This window comes from Spirosoma areae (genome assembly GCF_054781775.1).
In genome coordinates this window covers 33,759-50,819 of sequence record NZ_BAAGTT010000052.1, presented here as the reverse complement: position 1 = coordinate 50,819, position 17,061 = coordinate 33,759, and the positions used below count along the sequence as shown (strand labels likewise).

The window sequence follows — 17,061 nt, the reverse complement described above, 5'->3', positions numbered from 1 at the left end:
CTCAGTTTGCCCGGCGGGTTTCGTCGTCGGAGCCGGTGCGCCGTTGCCGTTCGCCTTTCAGTTTTTGGTTGCCAAATGAGTACGTCAGGTTTAGCAGGGCTACGCGCGTGTCGAAGGTCAGCACACCCGTTTGAGTGCCATTCGGCGTTTCGACACTGGGGCGAAAACGATTGGTATGAAACATGTCCTGCACGCTGAACTTGAGTTTCAGGACCGACGACACCGCTTTTTGTACACCCGTATCCAACGCCCCTAACCAGGGCGACCGCCAGATGCCGGTTATGGAGGGCGTACTGACCCAGCCGTTGAGTTCGGCGGTCCAGCCATGCCCCAGCGTAAAGGCGTTGTTGCCATTGAGCCGCCCCGCTACGTTCTGGATTTGCAGCACTGTTCCTTCATAATCGTACTGAAAGCGGTTGTAGTAGCCCAGCACATTGGTTTGCAGTTGCCAGCCTTTCGTGATTGTCAGCGGGTAACTCAGCGTCAGCGTGTAGCCCTGCGACTTACCCAGGTTTTCCAGCGTGACATACGACTTATTTCCCTCGATAGCGTGGATGGTAAAAAACATCAGGTCGGTCGTATAACTGGCTCCCAACGATGCGAACACGCCGTTTTTCAGGCTTAGTTTACCTTCCAGCGCGTGCGTGAACTGAGGTTTCAGGTAGGCATTCCCCTGGCTGTAGGCATAGGGGTCGACGTAGCCGCGTGATGGGTTCAGGTTCTGGTAGTTTGGCCGGTCGATGCGGTAGCTGTAGGAGAAGGTCAGGGTTTGGTTTGGCGACAGCGGCCGCGACACAAACACACTCGGAAACCACTTCAGGTAATCGCGTTCGACCACCTGATTCAGCGTTAAGGAGTTGCCCTCCGAATGTGTGTGTTCAGCCCGAAGACCCGCCTGCACGGCTGTTTCTTTCCATTTACCCGACACACTGACGTAGGCCGCATTGACCCGCTCGGTGTACTGGAAATGGTTCGACAGGGACGGGTCGGGGATGAGTGCCCCGGTGGTGCCGCTGCTCAGGTGCAGGTCGTTATCGGTTTTCACCGACGCGCTTTTCAGGCCCGTTTCCAACTTCCAGCCATTTGCCAGCGGCCGGTTGTAGTCGGCTTTCACCGTGCGGATGTCTACCGTGGAGGGCTGCGTAATCAGCAAGCCGTCGGCGGGTTTAGTAACGTCGCCAATCGCGATGAGGGTTTGGGTGAGCAGGCTGTTGCTGTAGTCGCGGTTGAAATGGCCAATATCGAAATCGGTGGTTAACTGGCCATTCTTCTCGCCAAACGAGTGTTGCAGGTTCAGGTTGCCGATCTGGTTTTGCGAAACGGTCGAGTAGGTTTTATGGGTCGATGTCTGCAAATACACTGGCCCGCCCTCATTACGGCGGAAATTGGCTCCGGCAGGACCCTGCTCGCGGTGTTCACTCCAGAAACCCGTCCAGACAACGCCAATGGTTGTGGTTTTCGATGGCGAAAAATCCAGCCCGGCCTTAACATTCTGGCCCAGATCGCGAAACTTAAGATACGTGGTCTGGCTAACGATGTTCCGCCGGGAGGCATCAGACGAAACGGGGTCAGGCTGGTTGCGGGTGAGCAGAAAATCCCAGTAGTTGCCACCCCGGTTCAGGCTGTAATTGCCGAACAGGTTTAGTTTGGCGGTGCGATGATTCAGTTGCAGGCTGCCCCGTTCGCGGTCGAACCTCCCCGACCCACCCGCCACCGATACCGTGCCGTTGGTGCCGACGCTATTGTTCTTTTTGAGCCGGATGTTGATAATACCCGAATTGCCAGCCGCGTCGTATTTAGCCGAAGGGTTCGTGATCAGCTCAATCGTCTCAATGTTATCGCTCGACATGCTCCGCAGCATGGCAATGACATCCTGCGCCGAGAGGTAGCTCTGCTTCCCGTCGATCTGCACAATAACCCCTTCTTTACCCCGTAGCTGAAGCCGCTCATTCTGGTAGTCGACCGTTACGCCTGGCGCTTTTTCCAGCACTTCCAGCGCCGTGCTGCCGCTGCCCACGATGCTGTTGGCAACATTGACGACCATGCGGTCGAGTTGTTGTTCGACAAACGGTTTTTTAGCCGTTACCTGCACCTCGGCCAGTTTACCGGTTAGTTCAGCCAACGCCAGGGTCTGTACGTTTATCGGGCTGGTCGCAACTTCGAATACAGCCGAGTTTACCTTCTGATAACCGACTGCCGTGGCCCGGACGATGTACTGCCCCGCCCGAACATTCTCGAACAGATAGAGTCCCTGCTGATCGCTGGCTGTGCCTTTGGCAGGCCTGGCTGCTGTATTGCTCGAATCGCGGGCGTTGAGCAGGGCCACACTGACGAAGGGCAGTGCCTTACCGGTTCCGTCGTGAACAGAACCGGTAAGGGTTGTCTGGGCCTGTGCCAGCAGGGATGGTGTGGATAGAGCCAGTAAGAGTACAATCGATTTCATGGTGTGGATGGAGAGAAAGGTACTATTGATGTTTACGGTGTGTTATGCTTTCGGGCCATACTTAGCCAGGTGTTCGGGCATCTGCTCGTAGAAGACCTCCTGGTCGTAGCGGGCATCCAGGGCTTTGAAGCGGGCGACGCTCTCCGGCGCAAACGGATTTGCGCCTTCGTTGTAGAGGTCGGTGCCAAGTTGCGCCAGTTCTTCCAGGTAATGCGCGAAATTCTGCGGGCTGGGGTACATATCAATGAACTTCGCGGGTTGGTCGTGGCCATTCCAGAACGTATGGATGACTCCGCGTGGCCGGAAATGCCAGCCCCCCGCCGGCACCTCTACCACCCGGTCGCCCTCCAGCAGTGTAATGGTGCCTTCGGTGACGTACATAATTTCATCGAGCGCATAGTGAACGTGGGGCGGTGGCCCCATCTGCCGGGGTTCCAGCGACACTTCGATGCACGAAAACTGCCCGTAGGTCTGGGCGTGTTGCAGTTTCACGCCAACGGCCATGCCCAGCACATTGAGCATGGGAGCGTTGTGGGCGTTCTGGCCCGGTGCCGTGTAGGCCGGCGCAAGTTGGGGAGCAGTTTGGGTGGGCATACTGTGAATTGGTTTATAGGTATTGATTGGTACTTGTCACGTTCCTGGCAAAGCATTGATGGACAGTTGATTGAGAAAGTTTCCTGTTGCAAAGTACGGTAATTCTGAAGGAGGTTAGTGGTAAAAAATTGCCCATTTTCTGACCGTTCGCTCAAAACTGCCATCAGCGAATCCAGTCTTATATCATAAAAATCTCCTTTCACGGGTAGCAAAGCCTGTAGCTCAAGTCGCGCAAAGGTTGGGTTTTTTCACTTGTCTGTCCATCCCATAAAAGGGGGATAAGATCCTCAGCATAGTTACTGATTCACAGATGCCTATACTGGGCCGTTAACTACTGGCTTAGCTGACTCGAATGTACATGAGCCTGTAAGCTCTCTAAAAAAGGACAGTGTAAATGGTATAGAATTCTGTGTGAGTTGCTGGAATTATGAGTGGAACGTGTGAACGGTCATCGGAGTGGGTCACTCGAAAAAACGACCACTCACTCAAAAGAAGGAAGGCTTTACACGGATGTAAGCGACGTAATAAGTTAAATTTTAGCAACTTACGCGTATCGATGGCTGAACTGGATACTGCCTTTTCTAAACCGTTCTATGAAGAATCGCTACCGCTTCGTTTGGCTGTTTTTAGTTACAGCTATGCTGTACTGGGGGCTAATGTCTCCAATCAGTCAAGGTCCCGACCCTCTGCCCCGGCTCGATAAAGGCTGGAAGTGGCATCAGGGTGATAACAGGGCCTGGTCCGGGCCAGCGTTTGATGACAGCAAGTGGGAGAGCATCGACCCTGCCCAGGATGTTATGGACTTACCCCAGATTCAGGACGGTAAAATCATCTGGATTCGGCACAGGGTCAGACTGGACACAGTTTCACTTGGCAAACCCCTGGCGCTCATGATTTTTCATGTCGGTGCTTCAGAAATCTATATGAACGGGCAATTGGTGAAACGATTTGGTAACCTGAACGCTTCGGCCGTAAAAGCTGGCTTTTATATTACATTTCTTGATTTTCCTGCACACCCATCCCCTGTTGTGATAGCGATTCGGTGTGCTTTCCAGAAAGGCTTGCCGTATAACCGATTTGGTGGTGTACCCAACTTCTTCATCTATTCTTCGCTCGTTTCGGTTGAGCAGGTTAAAAATTATTATACCTCTTTCATTGGCCCAATGATGGTGTCTGCGTGTACTAAAATAGGCGCATTCCTGCTTTTCTTTTTGTTGCATTTCGCGTTATACATCTTCTATCCAGCCCAGAAAGCCAATCTATACTTTTCCGGCATGGCCTTATGCTACGGCATCCATATTCTTATGTGGGCTTTGTTTGTATCGCTTAAACCGACGGACAATTTATCCCTTGTCCTCTATGGCGGTCTGTTTCGTGGGCCTATCTACACACTTACCTATATATTGCTGCTACGGGCTTTCTTTGCCCTGTTTGACTACAAACCAGACTTTGTTTTCTGGAGCACAGTCGCTTATAATGTATTACTACTACTCTTCTTTTATGCTGACTATAAGCATGGGGTACAAATCTCTGAAATGTGGACGACGAATGTAAGTGCATTAGCCTGCTTTTACGTAACTATAAAGGCCCTGCTGGACAAAAAACGAAACGCGCTCCTGATTCTTTGTGGCATGGTATTATCTACAGTGGCCTTGGAGAGTAGGTATATAATTGTTTTTTACGAAATTTTTCCTCAGCTTCTAAAAAATCAGATTCCAAACCTGATTGATTTTATTGGGGTGATGAGTATTCCCATTTGTATATCCTGGTTTTTGGGCGAAAACTTTGCCTACATCAACCGCAGTTTAGCCGCCAGGCTCGTCGACATACAACAATTGGCCCTGGAGAAACAGCAATTATTAACTACGCAGAACGAAACGCTGGAAGCTCAACTAACTCAACGTACCCAGGAAATCGAACAGCAAAGCCGCTTACTGGAAGCCCAGCACATCCGCCAGCTCGAAACCGAGTTCGAGCAGAAACTGGCCGATACCGAATTGACCGCCCTGCGTGCCCAGATGAACCCCCACTTCATTTTCAACTGCCTTAACTCAATCAAGCTCTACACCCTCCAGAACGATGCCGACAAAGCGTCTGACTACCTCACCAGGTTCTCCCGGCTCATCCGGTTAGTGCTGGAAAATTCCCGTTCCGAACTGGTGCCGCTGCAAAATGAGTTGGAAGCCCTCCAACTCTACATCGAGTTGGAAGCCATGCGCTTCAAGCAGAAAGTGCAGTTCAGCATTCATGTCGCCCCCGACATCGACCAGCGGTATCTCTGTATTCCACCTCTACTTTTACAGCCTTATGTTGAAAACGCAATTTGGCATGGGTTGATGCACAAGTCCGAGGGCGGCACGGTGACGGTGGAAGTCAGCCAGCTCCAGGACAATCTATTGCATATTGAAATCACCGACGATGGGGTGGGCCGGGAGCGGGCCAGAGAACTAAAGAGCAAGTCGGCGGGTAAGCACAAATCGTTCGGGATGCAGGTCACGGCCGACCGGATTCGGATGATTAATCAGTTGTACAACATCCAGACGCAGTCCCGGATTTATGACCTGGTCGATAGTTTCGGCGAGGCTTGTGGGACACGTGTAACCGTAGACATACCCGTATGAAAGTGCTTCGATACCATCATTGGCTATTTATCGGCCTGATCTGGCTAACAGGCCCGCTGATATGGGGACAGACGGCACCCATATTGCCCGGTAAATCTTCCGAATCGACTGCCCGGCAATCCGATGGACGAATGCCGGTGAATCCCTCAGGAACGTACCAGCCGCCAGGTCGAACTCACCCTCAAACACTACCACACCGTCTCAGTAAGTACCAGTCCGGTCTACAGATGCCCAAACGCACCCAGGCTACCATGCCGATTTTGGTGTTTTTTAGTGCCGCACTGGGGGCTCTGGTGTTCATGAGCCTGTTCACGTTCGCGCAATATCTGCTCAATCGTGACGCACCCTATGGTTGGTACGCACTTTATTTACTGATAACCGCAACCTGGCTGTGGCAGTCAACCCGTGTATGGTTCGATGGTGCCGCACTGGCGGGGGTGCGGCCTTCCGACCATACACAGCCACCCGATCTGACGGTTTTCTTTGCCTACATGCTGCTACTGGGGTATAGTATGATGGTGTCGTACATTCGTTTTATCGGCTATCTTCTCGAAGTGCCTCAACAACAACCCCGTTTAGATCGTTGGACGCGTTACTTTGTCCGATTTGCTGCCTTATCCGTGCCGGTTTTACTGGCCGAATTATTTATCTGGCCTTCTATTTACGTATATCTAACGGTTAACTTTCTTAATTACAGTGGCCTATTGGTGCTTATGGTCGGCCTGCTGCGTAACAAACATCCGCTTAAACCATACGCACTGGCAGGCTCAATACTATTAATAAGCGGAGCTATCACGGCGATTGTCCTGAACTATAGCGGCCCCCAAACGACGGATCAGTTACCTCAAATGCCCCTGTTTTACTTAGTTGTGAGCCAGTTACTTGAAATCCTGTGTTTTTCACTGGCCCTGGGGCGACGTGGTTATTTGAATAAGGTCGAGAAAATTCAGACGCAGAACAAACTGATTCAGCAGTTAAAAGAAAATGGGTGGCTACAGCAAACCTATACCATTGATCTGGAACGTCAACTGGCTCAGCGGGAAACCGAAGTACTGACAAAAGCTCATCAGCTCGAAGAACAGCGCGTCAGTCAGCTTCGTTCCGATTTTGAGCGCCGGGTAGCCGAGGCCGAGATGGCGGGGCTACGTTCGCAGATGAATCCGCATTTTATTTTCAACTGCCTCAACTCGATTAAGCTTTATGCCACCGAAAACGACTCGGAAAAGGCGTCAGACTACCTCACCAAGTTTTCCCGGCTCATCCGAATGGTGTTGGAAAACTCCCGCTCCGAGCGCGTAACACTGCAAAACGAGTTGGCTATGCTCCAACTGTATGCCGATATGGAAATCATGCGCTTCAAGCAAAAACTGTCGTTTGTCGTAGAGGTCGAAGCCGGTATTGACACGGGTTTTGTCGAGATACCGCCCCTGCTGTTGCAGCCGTATGTGGAGAATGCTATCTGGCACGGGCTGATGCACAAAACCGAGGGTGGTACTGTCCGCATCCGGGCCAGCCAGCCGCAGGAAAACCTGCTACAACTGACCATTACCGACGATGGCGTGGGCCGAACCCGAGCCGCCGAACTGAAAAGTAAATCAGCCAGTCACCGCAAGTCGTTTGGCCTGAAGATGACCTCCGAGCGGATTGCCTTGGTCAACCAGTTATACCAAACCCAAACGCAGGTACTCATTGAGGACCTCGTTGATGCCGACGGTCAACCCGCCGGAACGGAAGTCGTTTTGCAGATACCGATTTAAAGAGTGAAAGAGCGGCTGACGCATCACTCAACGCTCTTTCGCTTTTTCACTCTTTCGCTCTTTACACATGAAAGCCCTGATCATTGATGACGAACCCGACAACGTTCGACTGCTGGCCCTGCAACTGAGCCGGCATTGTCCGCAGGTCGAAATCGTCGGCCAGTTTACAGAAAGCATCGAGGGGTTGAAAGCAATCCAGCAACTCCGTCCGGCATTGGTATTTTTAGACATTGAGATGCCGCTGATGAACGGCTTTCAACTTTTGGAAAAAGTTGGTGAGATAACGTTCCATATCGTGTTCGTGACGGCCTACGATCAGTATGCGGTGCGGGCGTTTCGGTTCAGCGCGTTAGACTACCTGCTCAAACCCATCGACACCGTTGACCTGATTGCCACCGTCCGGCGGGCCGAAAACACCCCCCGCATTCATCCGCAACAATTGGAACTGATGCGACAGTATTATCCGGCTGGCCCGACACTCGGCGGTCCGACGCTCGGTGGGACGGCACTCGGCGTTAAGGCCTTATCCAGCCCCAGTCGCATTGCGCTCCCGCACGCCAGCGGCCTGGTATTCGTGGATACCAAACACATTATTTATTGCGAAGCCGACAGTAATTATACCCGGTTTCACCTCGAAAACGGCGAGGTATACATGGTTTCGAAAACGCTGGGCGATGTGCAGGACGTGCTCGAAACCCGCGATTTTGTGCGTGTTCACCGGCAATATATGGTCAATCTGGACCACATTCAGAAGTTGGTGAAGGGCGAGGGAACGTATCTATTACTGACCACTGGCGTAAGCATTCCCGTTGCCCGTCAGCAGAAAGATAGGCTGATGGAACGGTTCGGGTGGGTATAAATACATGTATTTAGGGCAACGCCAGCGCCAGCACCTGATTCCTATGGCGGTCGATGTGAAAGCGCAGGAACTCGAATCGCTGCCGAACATCTAACGGGCCGGAAATGGGATGCGGATGAATGAGCGTTTCCCACTCTTCGCTGGCTAACGCGTGGCCCAACTCCGTCAGCGGCTGCTGCAGGCTACGCAACGCCGACAGCCAGAAGGCCGCCGGGCCACCCATGCGCGGAGCGGCAATGGCGGGCACTATCTCTTTCGGCTGCCAGGTGCGGGCAACAATTTCTTCGATGGGTAATCCTTTATGAATCAATTCGCCTTCCCAGATGGGGTTGCCTGCCCGTTTGGCATGAAAGGCCCGCCACATACCCCAAATACCGCCGTGCTCAGCCCAATACAGATGCTCGGTATTTTCAACGGCGCTCCATACATCGGGCGATGGTTTCCAGTGGGCCTGCTCCTCGCTAAGTTTACCAACCTCGCTGATGTACTGGGTTCGGGCCGTAGCTACGTCGTGCAGGAGCTGGTTAAGCTGGTTCATGCTGTTGTGTGATTGGAGCCATTTCGCGAACAGAATAAGCAGCAGCAACTGCTGTTTTACTCACTGAAGCCATAAAACGAAGCATGGCCAATGACAACGCCATCAGCCATGCTTAGATAACAGTATTAATTTTCAACAGTATCTACTTAACTGCTGTTACGCCCGGTCTATTGCTACGCCCCTACGGGGCTGAAGCCGATGGGGTATGACAGGCTACCAAACCAGACGCCCCTACGGGGCTGCGGAATGGTGCTGGTTCAGCCCCGTAGGGGCGTTAGCTTTGGTAGCCTGTCTAATCAGTCAGAATTAGTTTACATCTTTTATCGGACCCCGCAGGGGTCAAACCAATCTATTTAATCTAATTTACTTGATTACGAAATAACCTTCAAACCCTCGGCGAAGGCCTGCATTTGGGGCATCGTGCCTAAGCTGACGCGGCACCAGTATTGCCCGTCGAACTTCCATTGCCGGATGCTCACCCCCTGCTCCATCATGCGGCCTACAAAATCTTCACCCTTCATCCGAATTGGGAACAGCACAAAATTCGTCCCCGATGGCAGATAGGTGTAGCCATTGGTTTTCAGTGTTTGATAAAGAAACTCTCTGGCTTCCAGGCCTTTGGCTAAGGAGTATTTGATGAATTCCTCATCGGTGTAGCAGGCCAGGCCGGCCCGCAGGGTCGTCATAGTCAGACCACCGGGGCCGCCCCCCCACTTGCTGATTTCTTTCAGCGTATCGGGTTGGCCCACTAAGTAGCCTAACCGCAAACCCGCCATACCGTAGATTTTCGAGAACGTCCGGGCCACCAGCACATCCTGTCCTTTTTTCACATTCTCAATGACCGAAAACTTCTTCGGGTTGCTGGTGTAGTGAATGTAGGCTTCATCGACAAATACCGGTTTTTTAGCCGATACCCGGTCAACAAACGCCCGCAGCGCAACCGGGTCGATGGTCACACCGGTTGGGTTATTTGGGTTATTGACGTACATCAGGCTGGTATTGTCGCCAACACGCTTTTCCATCTCGGCGAGGTTATGGTCGTAGTTACCAGCCGTCAGGGGTACTTTTTCCCATTTAGCCCCGTGTTGGACAGCGGCCCGCATGAGTTGCTCATACGTCGGGTCGGCTGAGATAATGCTGCCCCCCGGCTTCTTGTAGCTGTAGTGCATAGCTGCCGCCACCAGCAGCGACCCCGAACCGGGAGCCAGCAGAATCTGCTCTTCGGCCACACCTTCCTGCTCGGCAATCATTTTCCGCAGTTGCCCGCCATAGCTGAATGGATACAGATACCCTTCGGCGGCTGCTTCCGAAATGGCTTTCAGTGCCTTTGGCGACGGGCCATGCGGGTTCTCATTCGCCGAGAGCCGGGCTTTCATCGGAACGCCCTTTGGCGGCATGACCGGCAGCATTTCCGGGGCGTCGAGCCAGGGCTCGCAATACGCGTTCATGGGTAACAATGCAGGGGCCGCAACAGCTCCTGCACTCATCATCAGGCTGTTTTTGAGCCAATTACGACGGTTGAGGTTCATGAGTTTTTAATGAATAATGAATAATGAATAATGCAGAATGAATAATGCAGAATGAATAATGCAGAATGAATAATTGAGCGACCCTTCATTATTCATTCTGCATGATTCATTAATTAACCCCCTGTAGTCGGGAGAATCGCGAAAACGCCTGCCCTTTGTGTTCGCCCGTCCAGGTCAGCAACACGCTGCTGCCCGCTTTGGGCGCTGTGATGCCGAGTTCAGCCCAGGTTTTCGAGATGGTGGCTTTCCCCGTGCCATCGGTGGTTAAGCTGCCAATGGCCGTACCCGTCCGGGTGGTCAGTTTGAGGGCCAGCGAGGCCACCGGAATCGAATCAATACCGACTTTGTTGTCTAAGATTCCTGCCTTATCGAGTTCATAAATCCGCACCGCCAGCGTAACCGGTCCGCTTACCTTCTGCGACACGACCGGCTCCTGCGTGAGTCCGCCACTATCGCCCGTTGCGTTGTCGATAACAACCAGCACGGGAGCTACAACCCGGTCGATAAACGGGTCTACTTTCTTTTCGCAGGCCGTTAGCCCGATGACGGCCAGGACAAACGGTAGTATGAGTTTTTTATAATGCTTCATGGTTCAGTTTCGTTATTCATTGTACATTATTCCTTGTACATTCTCTAATTCTTCACTACTCCGCCCACCACAGTTTCGCCTTCGTGTTGTTGGTGCCACCAATCAGGGCAACCCCTTTGGTATAATTCGCTTCGTTCAGCGACACTTCGGAGGTTGGATAGGGCAGTCGGGTAGGCAGCACCCCATCGTTCTCGAATACCGACCGGGGGTCCTTAGCCGGTAGCACGGGCAGGCCCGTCCGGCGGTATTCGGTCCAGGCTTCCAGGCCCTGCCCAAACAGCGCAATCCATTTTTGCTCCATAATTTTCTCCTTCGAGGCCGTGCCCACCGTTTTCAGATACGCATCGGTGATTTTCAGCCCATACTGGTCGAACGAAGCGGTCATGCCTTTCTCGAAATAAGTTTGCGCTGAGCCGCTGATGTCGCCATCCTGAGCGGCTTCGGCCAGAATCAGGTTCAGTTCGGCAAACGTCATGATGACTTCCGGCGAGGTTTTCTGGATGAAATACGTACCGATGTTCGAGCTTGTGGCGAGGTAGGTGGTGGCAATGGCATCGGGCAACCCGTTGGCGTGGCCTTCGTATTTGCCCGCTTTGTTAGGCTGAGCATACACCGAAAGGCGGGCATCGCCAAGTGCATTGAGCCGGTCAGCTAAAGTCTTGCTCACGTTCCAGTCGGTACGGCTGTCGTTAATCATCACTAAATAAAACTCGTTGTTGCTCGACAGCACTTCGGTCGTTTTCAGGGTGGCATTATCGGCATTGCTGGTAAAGACCGGATATTTGGTCGGGTCGCCCAGAATCTCCGCCATAATTGCCTTCGACTCAGCCGGTTTTTTCACGGCTTGCCGGTTGGCCAGCCGAAGCCGGAGCGAGTTGGCAAACTTCTTCCATTTCAGAATATCGCCGTTGTACAGAATATCGCCCGAGACCGCTGCACCGCCGACTGTCAATTTCTCATTGGCCGTTTTCAGGTCGGCCAGCATACCGGCGTAGACCTTATCCATGGCGTCATACGTGGGTGTATAAATGGGTTCGGCAGTTGTGCCTTTCAGCGCTTCGGTGTAGGGGATTGGCCCGTAAAGATCGGTTAGCAGGGAGAACGTCCAGGTTCGCATCACTAAGGCAATGCCTTCGTAGTTTGTGTTCTGAAACTGAGAACCCGTCCCGGATAATGAAATAATCCGCTGAAAATTAACAAGTCCATCGTTGAAGAGGGCCTTCCAGTTGTTGTTGTAGAACGCTACCGACAGCCCGTAGTTATCGCCTTCGTTGGAGTAAATGTTGCGCGTCAGGTACTGCATCCAGAGCATGGCGCCATCGAGGTTGAGCCGCTCGAAGCGATCCCGGCCGCCCCACGAGCGGTCCACGACTTTCTCGATGGCATAGGGCAATAAATACTGCGGGCTAAGTGCCGTGGGGTTATTGGGGTCCACGTTCATCTTGTCGAATTCCTTCGTGCAAGACCCGGCTATGAGTAGGGTGAGTATAAATAGGATGGTTCGTTTCATGTTTTTACGTTTCATGTTTCATGTTTCAAGTCTTTCTGGTCTCAACCGCTCTGATGGCCCGGCTGGAACCTGGAACTTGAAACCTGGAACAGTTAAAATCCAAGACTCAGGTTCATACCAACGCTGCGCGATGAGGGCAATTCGCCGTAGGCAAAACCCTGTTGGTTGCCGCCGAAACGGTCAACTTCGGGGTCGATGTGCGGGTTGTTGCGGAACAGCATCAGCAGGTTACGACCCACCACCGATAACTTGGCTGTGCGAATGAATTTGCCAGCTAAGAACGATGCAGGTAAGGCGTATCCCACTGTAGCCTCGCGGAGCTTAACGTAGGAGCCGTCGAAAATGACGGCTTCGTGGTAACGGCGCGGATTGTTGTAGCCGTAAAGCGTATTGGCCGGTACAATCACGTTATTCGCCACATACTGCGGAGCTTCGGCCGTACCGACGTTCACAACGCCTTTGCCGATAATGCCTTCTTCGCGACCCAGAGCGGTTTCGGCGTACTGACCCGTCCAGCGGGCAGTGCCGGTACCTTCGTCGTAGAAATCACCCCCGATTTTGGCATCGACTAAGGCCGACAGCGTAATGCCTTTGTAGCTGAAACTGTTGAGCCAGCCGCCCGTCCACTTTGGTTGAATGTTGCCCAGCACTTTTGGGTTGGTTGAAACAACGGGCAGGCCATTGCTGTAAATCATCTGACCGTCGGGTGCGTGCTCGAAGCCGATGCCGAACAGCGTGCCATACGGCTGACCAACCCGCGCTTCGGAGTTAAGCCCCTGGCGGGTGTTGAGCACGTAGGTGGTTAGCCCCTCGGCCAGTTCAACAACCTTGTTGCGGTTGCGGGAGTAGTTGAGGGTAGTTTCCCAGGTGAACCCGTTGGCCAATTTCACGGGTGTGCCGGTTAGCACGATTTCAACGCCTTTGTTGGTGAGTTCGCCCGCGTTCAGCACGCGCTGGTTGTAGCCGCTCGCTTTCGAGATGTCGACGGCCAGAATCTGGTTGCGCGACGTCTGGTCATAATACGTCAGGTCTAATCCAACGCGGCCTTTCAGGAAGCGCAGGTCGATGCCCAATTCAATGCCGGTGGTGATTTCGGGCTTGAGAGTGGCGTTGGCAATTTTGGTGTTTTCGTAAAACTCTGGCACCGATCCATTCCACGAACCCCCCGACCGGAACGTTTGCGCTAACTGATAGGGGTCGGCATCATTGCCCACCTGCGCCCAGGACGCCCGCACTTTACCGAACGATAACACCCGGCTCTGCACATTCAGCAATTCGGTGAGCACGGCTGAGGCTGATACGGACGGGTAGAAGTAGGATCGGGCATTACTGGGCAGCGTCGACGACCAGTCATTCCGGGCCGTGCCGCTCAAAAACAGCGAATTACGCCAGCCGAACTCGGCCGATGCAAACAGGCTGTTCATCTCCGACTTGCGAATTTCGCTTTCGACCGCGTTCTGGCTCACGTTGGAGTTCGACAGGTTATACACCCCATCGACCACCAATTCGCCAACGTACGTATAGTTGCGCTTGTAGTAGTTGGTCCGCTGAATCGCCCCCGCCTGAATGTTGGCCGTAAAGTCGGTGGTCAGGGCTTTGTTGAACGTCAGGATGAGGTCGCTGTTGGTTTCCTGCCGGCGAAGCACCTCTTCGGAGTAGCGGCCCGGTGTGGCGTTGCCGTTCCGAACACGGGCGAAGTTGACGACGTTGGCGCGGGTATCGGTCCAGACATCAGTGCCGCTGCGGAGCATAACGCTCAGGAAAGGCATGATTTGGTAGTTCAGCGCCACGTTGCCTACCAGGCGATCCTTCTCATTGGTGTAGGGCAGCATTTCGGTCGAGAAATACGGGTTCGTGAAGAACGTATGCTGCCAGTTGGGTGGGTCGTTATCCGCCGGTTTGCCCGCTACAGCCCGCTGAATATGAACGGCTGAGTAGTCGCGCCAGTTGCGGATTTTGGTCCAGTCGGTTTGCCGGTGCGCCCAGATAAACTGCTGGCCTTCCTGAAAGCCCCGGTTTCCGCCCGATTTTACATACTCGGCGGATACCGACACATTTAGCTTCGGTGTAAAATTATAGGCCGTGTTGAGCTTGAAGTTATTCCGGTAAAAATCATTGAAGTACATGATGCCGTCCTGCGTGAGCCGACTGGCCGACATGCGGAAACTGCCTTTATCATTCCCACCCGACAAGGCGACCGTGTTGGTGAAGGTTTTGCCGGTTTGCCAGTAGTCGTTCCAGTTGTTCGGATTGGGCGTTAGCGGGGCCACTTCCTTGCCGCTCCACCAGTGCCGCACAAGCCGCCCGTCCATTGGCGCGCCCCAGCTTTCGTCGGTACCTTCGGTGCCGCTCAGTGGGCCGTTTGGGTAGGCACCCCGGTACTGGGCAATCTCGGTCGGGTCGGTAATTGAGCCGCTCCAGCCGTCGTTGTACCAGGTGCGGTAGCCATTTCCGCCCCCGTAGGTATTTTGAAAGTTAGGGCTAATCCAGGGCCGTTCGACCATGAAATTCGAGTTGATTTCAACCCCAATTCCTTTGGTACCCGACCCGTTTTTGGTGGTCACGATGATTACGCCATTGGCCGCCCGCGAACCGTAGAGTGCGGCTGCGTTGGGTCCTTTCAGAACGCTGATTTCCCGGATATTATCGGGGTTGATTTCCGACAAACCGCCACCAAACTGCTTTTCGGAGGTTTGCTGAATGGGCACGCCATCCACCACAATCAGCGGCTGGTTATTACCCGATACCGACGATGCTCCGCGAATCTGAATGCCGGAGCCACTGCCGGGGCCGCCGTTGCTGCTGATACGCAGGCCCGCTACCTTCCCCGACAGGGCGTTGGCTACGTTGGTCGCCCGCGCTTCGGTAAGCTGCGTTCCTTTGATTTCCTGCACACCATAGCCCAGTGATTTCACTTCTTTCTTGACCCCAAAGGCTGTGACAACCACTTCGGAGAGCGCCCGTACATCAGATTTCAGTGATACATCCAGCATTGACCGATTGCCCACGTTGATTTCCTCGGTGGTAAAGCCGATGGAACTGAACGTGACGACAGCCCCATCGCCGGGGACGCTGAGCGAGAACTTGCCTTTCGAGTCGGTTGTGGTGCCAATAGAGGTGCCTTTCAGCAGCACGTTTACACCAGGCAGTGGCCCTTCTTCGGCTGAACTAATCGTTCCGGTCAGCAGGCGGGTTTGTGCGTGGGCTGACAATCCCGCACAACAGCACAAGAGTGCCCAAATGAGTAGTCTTTTTCGCATAGTTTGTTTAGTGTTAAGAAAAAAGTGCATTGGTAATGAAGCAATTATGTGTTCCTGGCCGCTCGAACGATGCCGAATACTGGCCGCCCGATCCGAAACCGTCCGAACCGGCCAGGCACAACACAATTGCCCTCGAAGGCCTCACGGCCTGCGGGTGAAACAGAAAAATAAATTCGGGTATAGGGGTATATGATTATCAGGGCTGGCTTTCGCAAGCCGGATGACCCGACAATCGTGATTATTTAAATGAGGTTAGGCGTTCGGCAATGAGCAGAAGCTAACCTGCAACTCAGTGGGCTGGTGGTGAACACCCGCTTTGAGTTGTGCCTGACTACTCCACAAGTGCGGCCAGTGAGCAGTCAATACTTGAAGTATGGTTTGTTGTACTAAATTGTTGAATCAAATATAGGCGTTTATCGTAAAGGCCAAACACAATTTTGAATTTTTTTTAATAAACCTCTATAAAATTTTACACAATGCACATTTGTCCAAATATAGTATAAGTTGACAGTTAAATTTTTTCCCGTAATAATCCTAAAAGCCTATCTGTGGACTGGATTATGGCTTTCTGCCCTAAAGGGGGTCCTGTCTATACGTCTTCAATTGGGGCATCGGCGCGGCTTGTACCCAGAATATCGGCCGATAGGGCGTTCACCGTTTCCCACGAAAAAGGAAGCCATATACCACTGAAACTATCGTATACCTCGGTGGCCGATGTACAGGGGAAGAGTTTATAATCAAACTTGGGGTACTCGTTGACTAAATAACCAGGGTAATAGTATGCTTTTTTCCAGGTCTGGGCGTAATTGATTTTTTGCAGCATCAGGTATTTTCCCAGGCTATGTTTGCGGTAGGCCGGGTGGTAAAAATTCATGATACCGGCAATGCTTAGGGTGCCATTGTCGAAGATGCCGGCTGCAATTAACCGGCCCTCATCCCGAATCTCAATGACATAGGTATCGAATGCGTTCTGCAAAGACCCGTCCAGCAAACAGGCCTCGACCGAATCGGGCGCATCAAAATTTATGAAATTTCGATACTGCCGATACAGGGCCTCAAGTTCTTCTGAAAGAACAAAGGGCTTAACCGCCACCGAAAATTTCCCGTTACTTCTCAACAACCGAAGCTGGGCTTTCCCGTAGGTAACGTCAGCCAACACGATACGCAGCCAGTGTGCGGTGTAATACGTATCGTCGAAGTAGACCCAGTCGCACGTAAAAACTTTCTGCTGCATTCGATAATACCCCCTGCTTAGCCATATATCCAGTTGGTTTCCGGTCATCGTTTGTCGTTTTTTCGGTTGCGGTTATAGAACTAATTCCAGTCTAAATCCTGACTACGTATGACCCCGTCGGGATGGG

At 52.8% G+C, this 17,061-nt stretch carries 12 protein-coding genes; 4 read left to right on the top strand and 8 right to left on the bottom strand.

The genetic code is table 11. The annotated features are described in order from the left end of the window. Window position 1: 1 nt before the first annotated feature. Window positions 2-2,443 (bottom strand): outer membrane beta-barrel protein, encoded by a 2,442-nt coding sequence (locus ACYVI1_RS29110; RefSeq protein ID WP_460914929.1) that lies wholly within the window; start codon window positions 2,441-2,443, stop codon window positions 2-4. A 42-nt stretch (window positions 2,444-2,485) separates the two neighbouring features. Then, entirely contained in the window at window positions 2,486-3,037 is a 552-nt protein-coding gene (locus tag ACYVI1_RS29105) for a cupin domain-containing protein (protein WP_460914928.1), read from the bottom strand. 593 nt (window positions 3,038-3,630) lie between these two features. Between ACYVI1_RS29105 and ACYVI1_RS29100 the strand changes: the two genes are divergently transcribed. From ACYVI1_RS29100 to ACYVI1_RS29090, 3 genes are all read left to right on the top strand, one after another. Further along, complete coding sequence (locus ACYVI1_RS29100) at window positions 3,631-5,658, top strand: histidine kinase (protein ID WP_460914926.1); 2,028 nt, start codon at window positions 3,631-3,633, stop codon at window positions 5,656-5,658. Further along, a complete protein-coding gene (locus tag ACYVI1_RS29095; protein WP_460914924.1) occupies window positions 5,655-7,415 on the top strand; it encodes a histidine kinase in 1,761 nt (586 codons plus the stop codon). The genes ACYVI1_RS29100 and ACYVI1_RS29095 overlap by 4 nt, the downstream gene beginning before the upstream one ends. A 67-nt stretch (window positions 7,416-7,482) precedes the next feature. Beyond that, the gene (locus ACYVI1_RS29090; RefSeq protein WP_460914923.1) at window positions 7,483-8,274 is read left to right on the top strand and encodes a LytR/AlgR family response regulator transcription factor; all 792 of its coding nucleotides are present in this window, start codon (window positions 7,483-7,485) and stop codon (window positions 8,272-8,274) included. Between the two features lie 10 nt (window positions 8,275-8,284). On the opposite strand, the gene ACYVI1_RS29085 is transcribed toward ACYVI1_RS29090, so the two are convergent. The 5 genes from ACYVI1_RS29085 to ACYVI1_RS29065 all read right to left on the bottom strand — a co-directional run bounded on the left by ACYVI1_RS29085 (window position 8,285) and on the right by ACYVI1_RS29065 (window position 15,700). Continuing rightward, on the bottom strand, window positions 8,285-8,812 hold the full coding sequence (locus ACYVI1_RS29085) for a DinB family protein (protein ID WP_460914922.1): 528 nt from the start codon (window positions 8,810-8,812) through the stop codon (window positions 8,285-8,287). A gap of 371 nt (window positions 8,813-9,183) precedes the next feature. Next, window positions 9,184-10,341: a pyridoxal phosphate-dependent aminotransferase gene (locus ACYVI1_RS29080; RefSeq protein WP_460914921.1), complete on the bottom strand. Its 1,158-nt coding sequence runs from the start codon at window positions 10,339-10,341 to the stop codon at window positions 9,184-9,186. Between the two features lie 109 nt (window positions 10,342-10,450). Then, window positions 10,451-10,930, bottom strand: coding sequence for a putative periplasmic lipoprotein (locus ACYVI1_RS29075; RefSeq protein WP_460914920.1), 480 nt, complete (start codon window positions 10,928-10,930; stop codon window positions 10,451-10,453). Between the two features lie 55 nt (window positions 10,931-10,985). Beyond that, window positions 10,986-12,440: a SusD/RagB family nutrient-binding outer membrane lipoprotein gene (locus ACYVI1_RS29070; RefSeq protein ID WP_460914919.1), complete on the bottom strand. Its 1,455-nt coding sequence runs from the start codon at window positions 12,438-12,440 to the stop codon at window positions 10,986-10,988. A 92-nt stretch (window positions 12,441-12,532) separates the two neighbouring features. Next, window positions 12,533-15,700 carry a SusC/RagA family TonB-linked outer membrane protein gene (locus tag ACYVI1_RS29065; RefSeq protein WP_460914917.1) on the bottom strand — a complete coding sequence of 1,056 codons (3,168 nt, stop codon included), beginning with the start codon at window positions 15,698-15,700 and terminating at the stop codon, window positions 12,533-12,535. Between the two features lie 35 nt (window positions 15,701-15,735). Here ACYVI1_RS29065 and ACYVI1_RS29060 point away from each other — a divergent pair, with 35 nt between their 5' ends. Further along, a complete protein-coding gene (locus ACYVI1_RS29060; RefSeq protein WP_460914915.1) occupies window positions 15,736-15,858 on the top strand; it encodes a hypothetical protein in 123 nt (40 codons plus the stop codon). Window positions 15,859-16,289: 431 nt separating this feature from the next. On the opposite strand, the gene ACYVI1_RS29055 is transcribed toward ACYVI1_RS29060, so the two are convergent. Next, window positions 16,290-16,982: an arginine-tRNA-protein transferase gene (locus ACYVI1_RS29055; protein ID WP_460914914.1), complete on the bottom strand. Its 693-nt coding sequence runs from the start codon at window positions 16,980-16,982 to the stop codon at window positions 16,290-16,292. Between the last annotated feature and the right edge of the window lie 79 nt (window positions 16,983-17,061).

What these genes read in the sequence shown, in the direction of transcription:
- ACYVI1_RS29055 (WP_460914914.1), bottom strand. Translation starts at nt 16,982, where the DNA reads ATGACCGGAAACCAACTGGATATATGGCTAAGCAGGGGGTATTATCGA.
- ACYVI1_RS29105 (WP_460914928.1), bottom strand. Translation starts at nt 3,037, where the DNA reads ATGCCCACCCAAACTGCTCCCCAACTTGCGCCGGCCTACACGGCACCG.
- ACYVI1_RS29100 (WP_460914926.1), top strand. Translation starts at nt 3,631, where the DNA reads ATGAAGAATCGCTACCGCTTCGTTTGGCTGTTTTTAGTTACAGCTATG.
- ACYVI1_RS29085 (WP_460914922.1), bottom strand. Translation starts at nt 8,812, where the DNA reads ATGAACCAGCTTAACCAGCTCCTGCACGACGTAGCTACGGCCCGAACC.
- ACYVI1_RS29080 (WP_460914921.1), bottom strand. Translation starts at nt 10,341, where the DNA reads ATGAACCTCAACCGTCGTAATTGGCTCAAAAACAGCCTGATGATGAGT.
- ACYVI1_RS29065 (WP_460914917.1), bottom strand. Translation starts at nt 15,700, where the DNA reads ATGCGAAAAAGACTACTCATTTGGGCACTCTTGTGCTGTTGTGCGGGA.
- ACYVI1_RS29110 (WP_460914929.1), bottom strand. Translation starts at nt 2,443, where the DNA reads ATGAAATCGATTGTACTCTTACTGGCTCTATCCACACCATCCCTGCTG.
- ACYVI1_RS29075 (WP_460914920.1), bottom strand. Translation starts at nt 10,930, where the DNA reads ATGAAGCATTATAAAAAACTCATACTACCGTTTGTCCTGGCCGTCATC.
- ACYVI1_RS29095 (WP_460914924.1), top strand. Translation starts at nt 5,655, where the DNA reads ATGAAAGTGCTTCGATACCATCATTGGCTATTTATCGGCCTGATCTGG.
- ACYVI1_RS29070 (WP_460914919.1), bottom strand. Translation starts at nt 12,440, where the DNA reads ATGAAACGAACCATCCTATTTATACTCACCCTACTCATAGCCGGGTCT.
- ACYVI1_RS29090 (WP_460914923.1), top strand. Translation starts at nt 7,483, where the DNA reads ATGAAAGCCCTGATCATTGATGACGAACCCGACAACGTTCGACTGCTG.
- ACYVI1_RS29060 (WP_460914915.1), top strand. Translation starts at nt 15,736, where the DNA reads ATGAAGCAATTATGTGTTCCTGGCCGCTCGAACGATGCCGAATACTGG.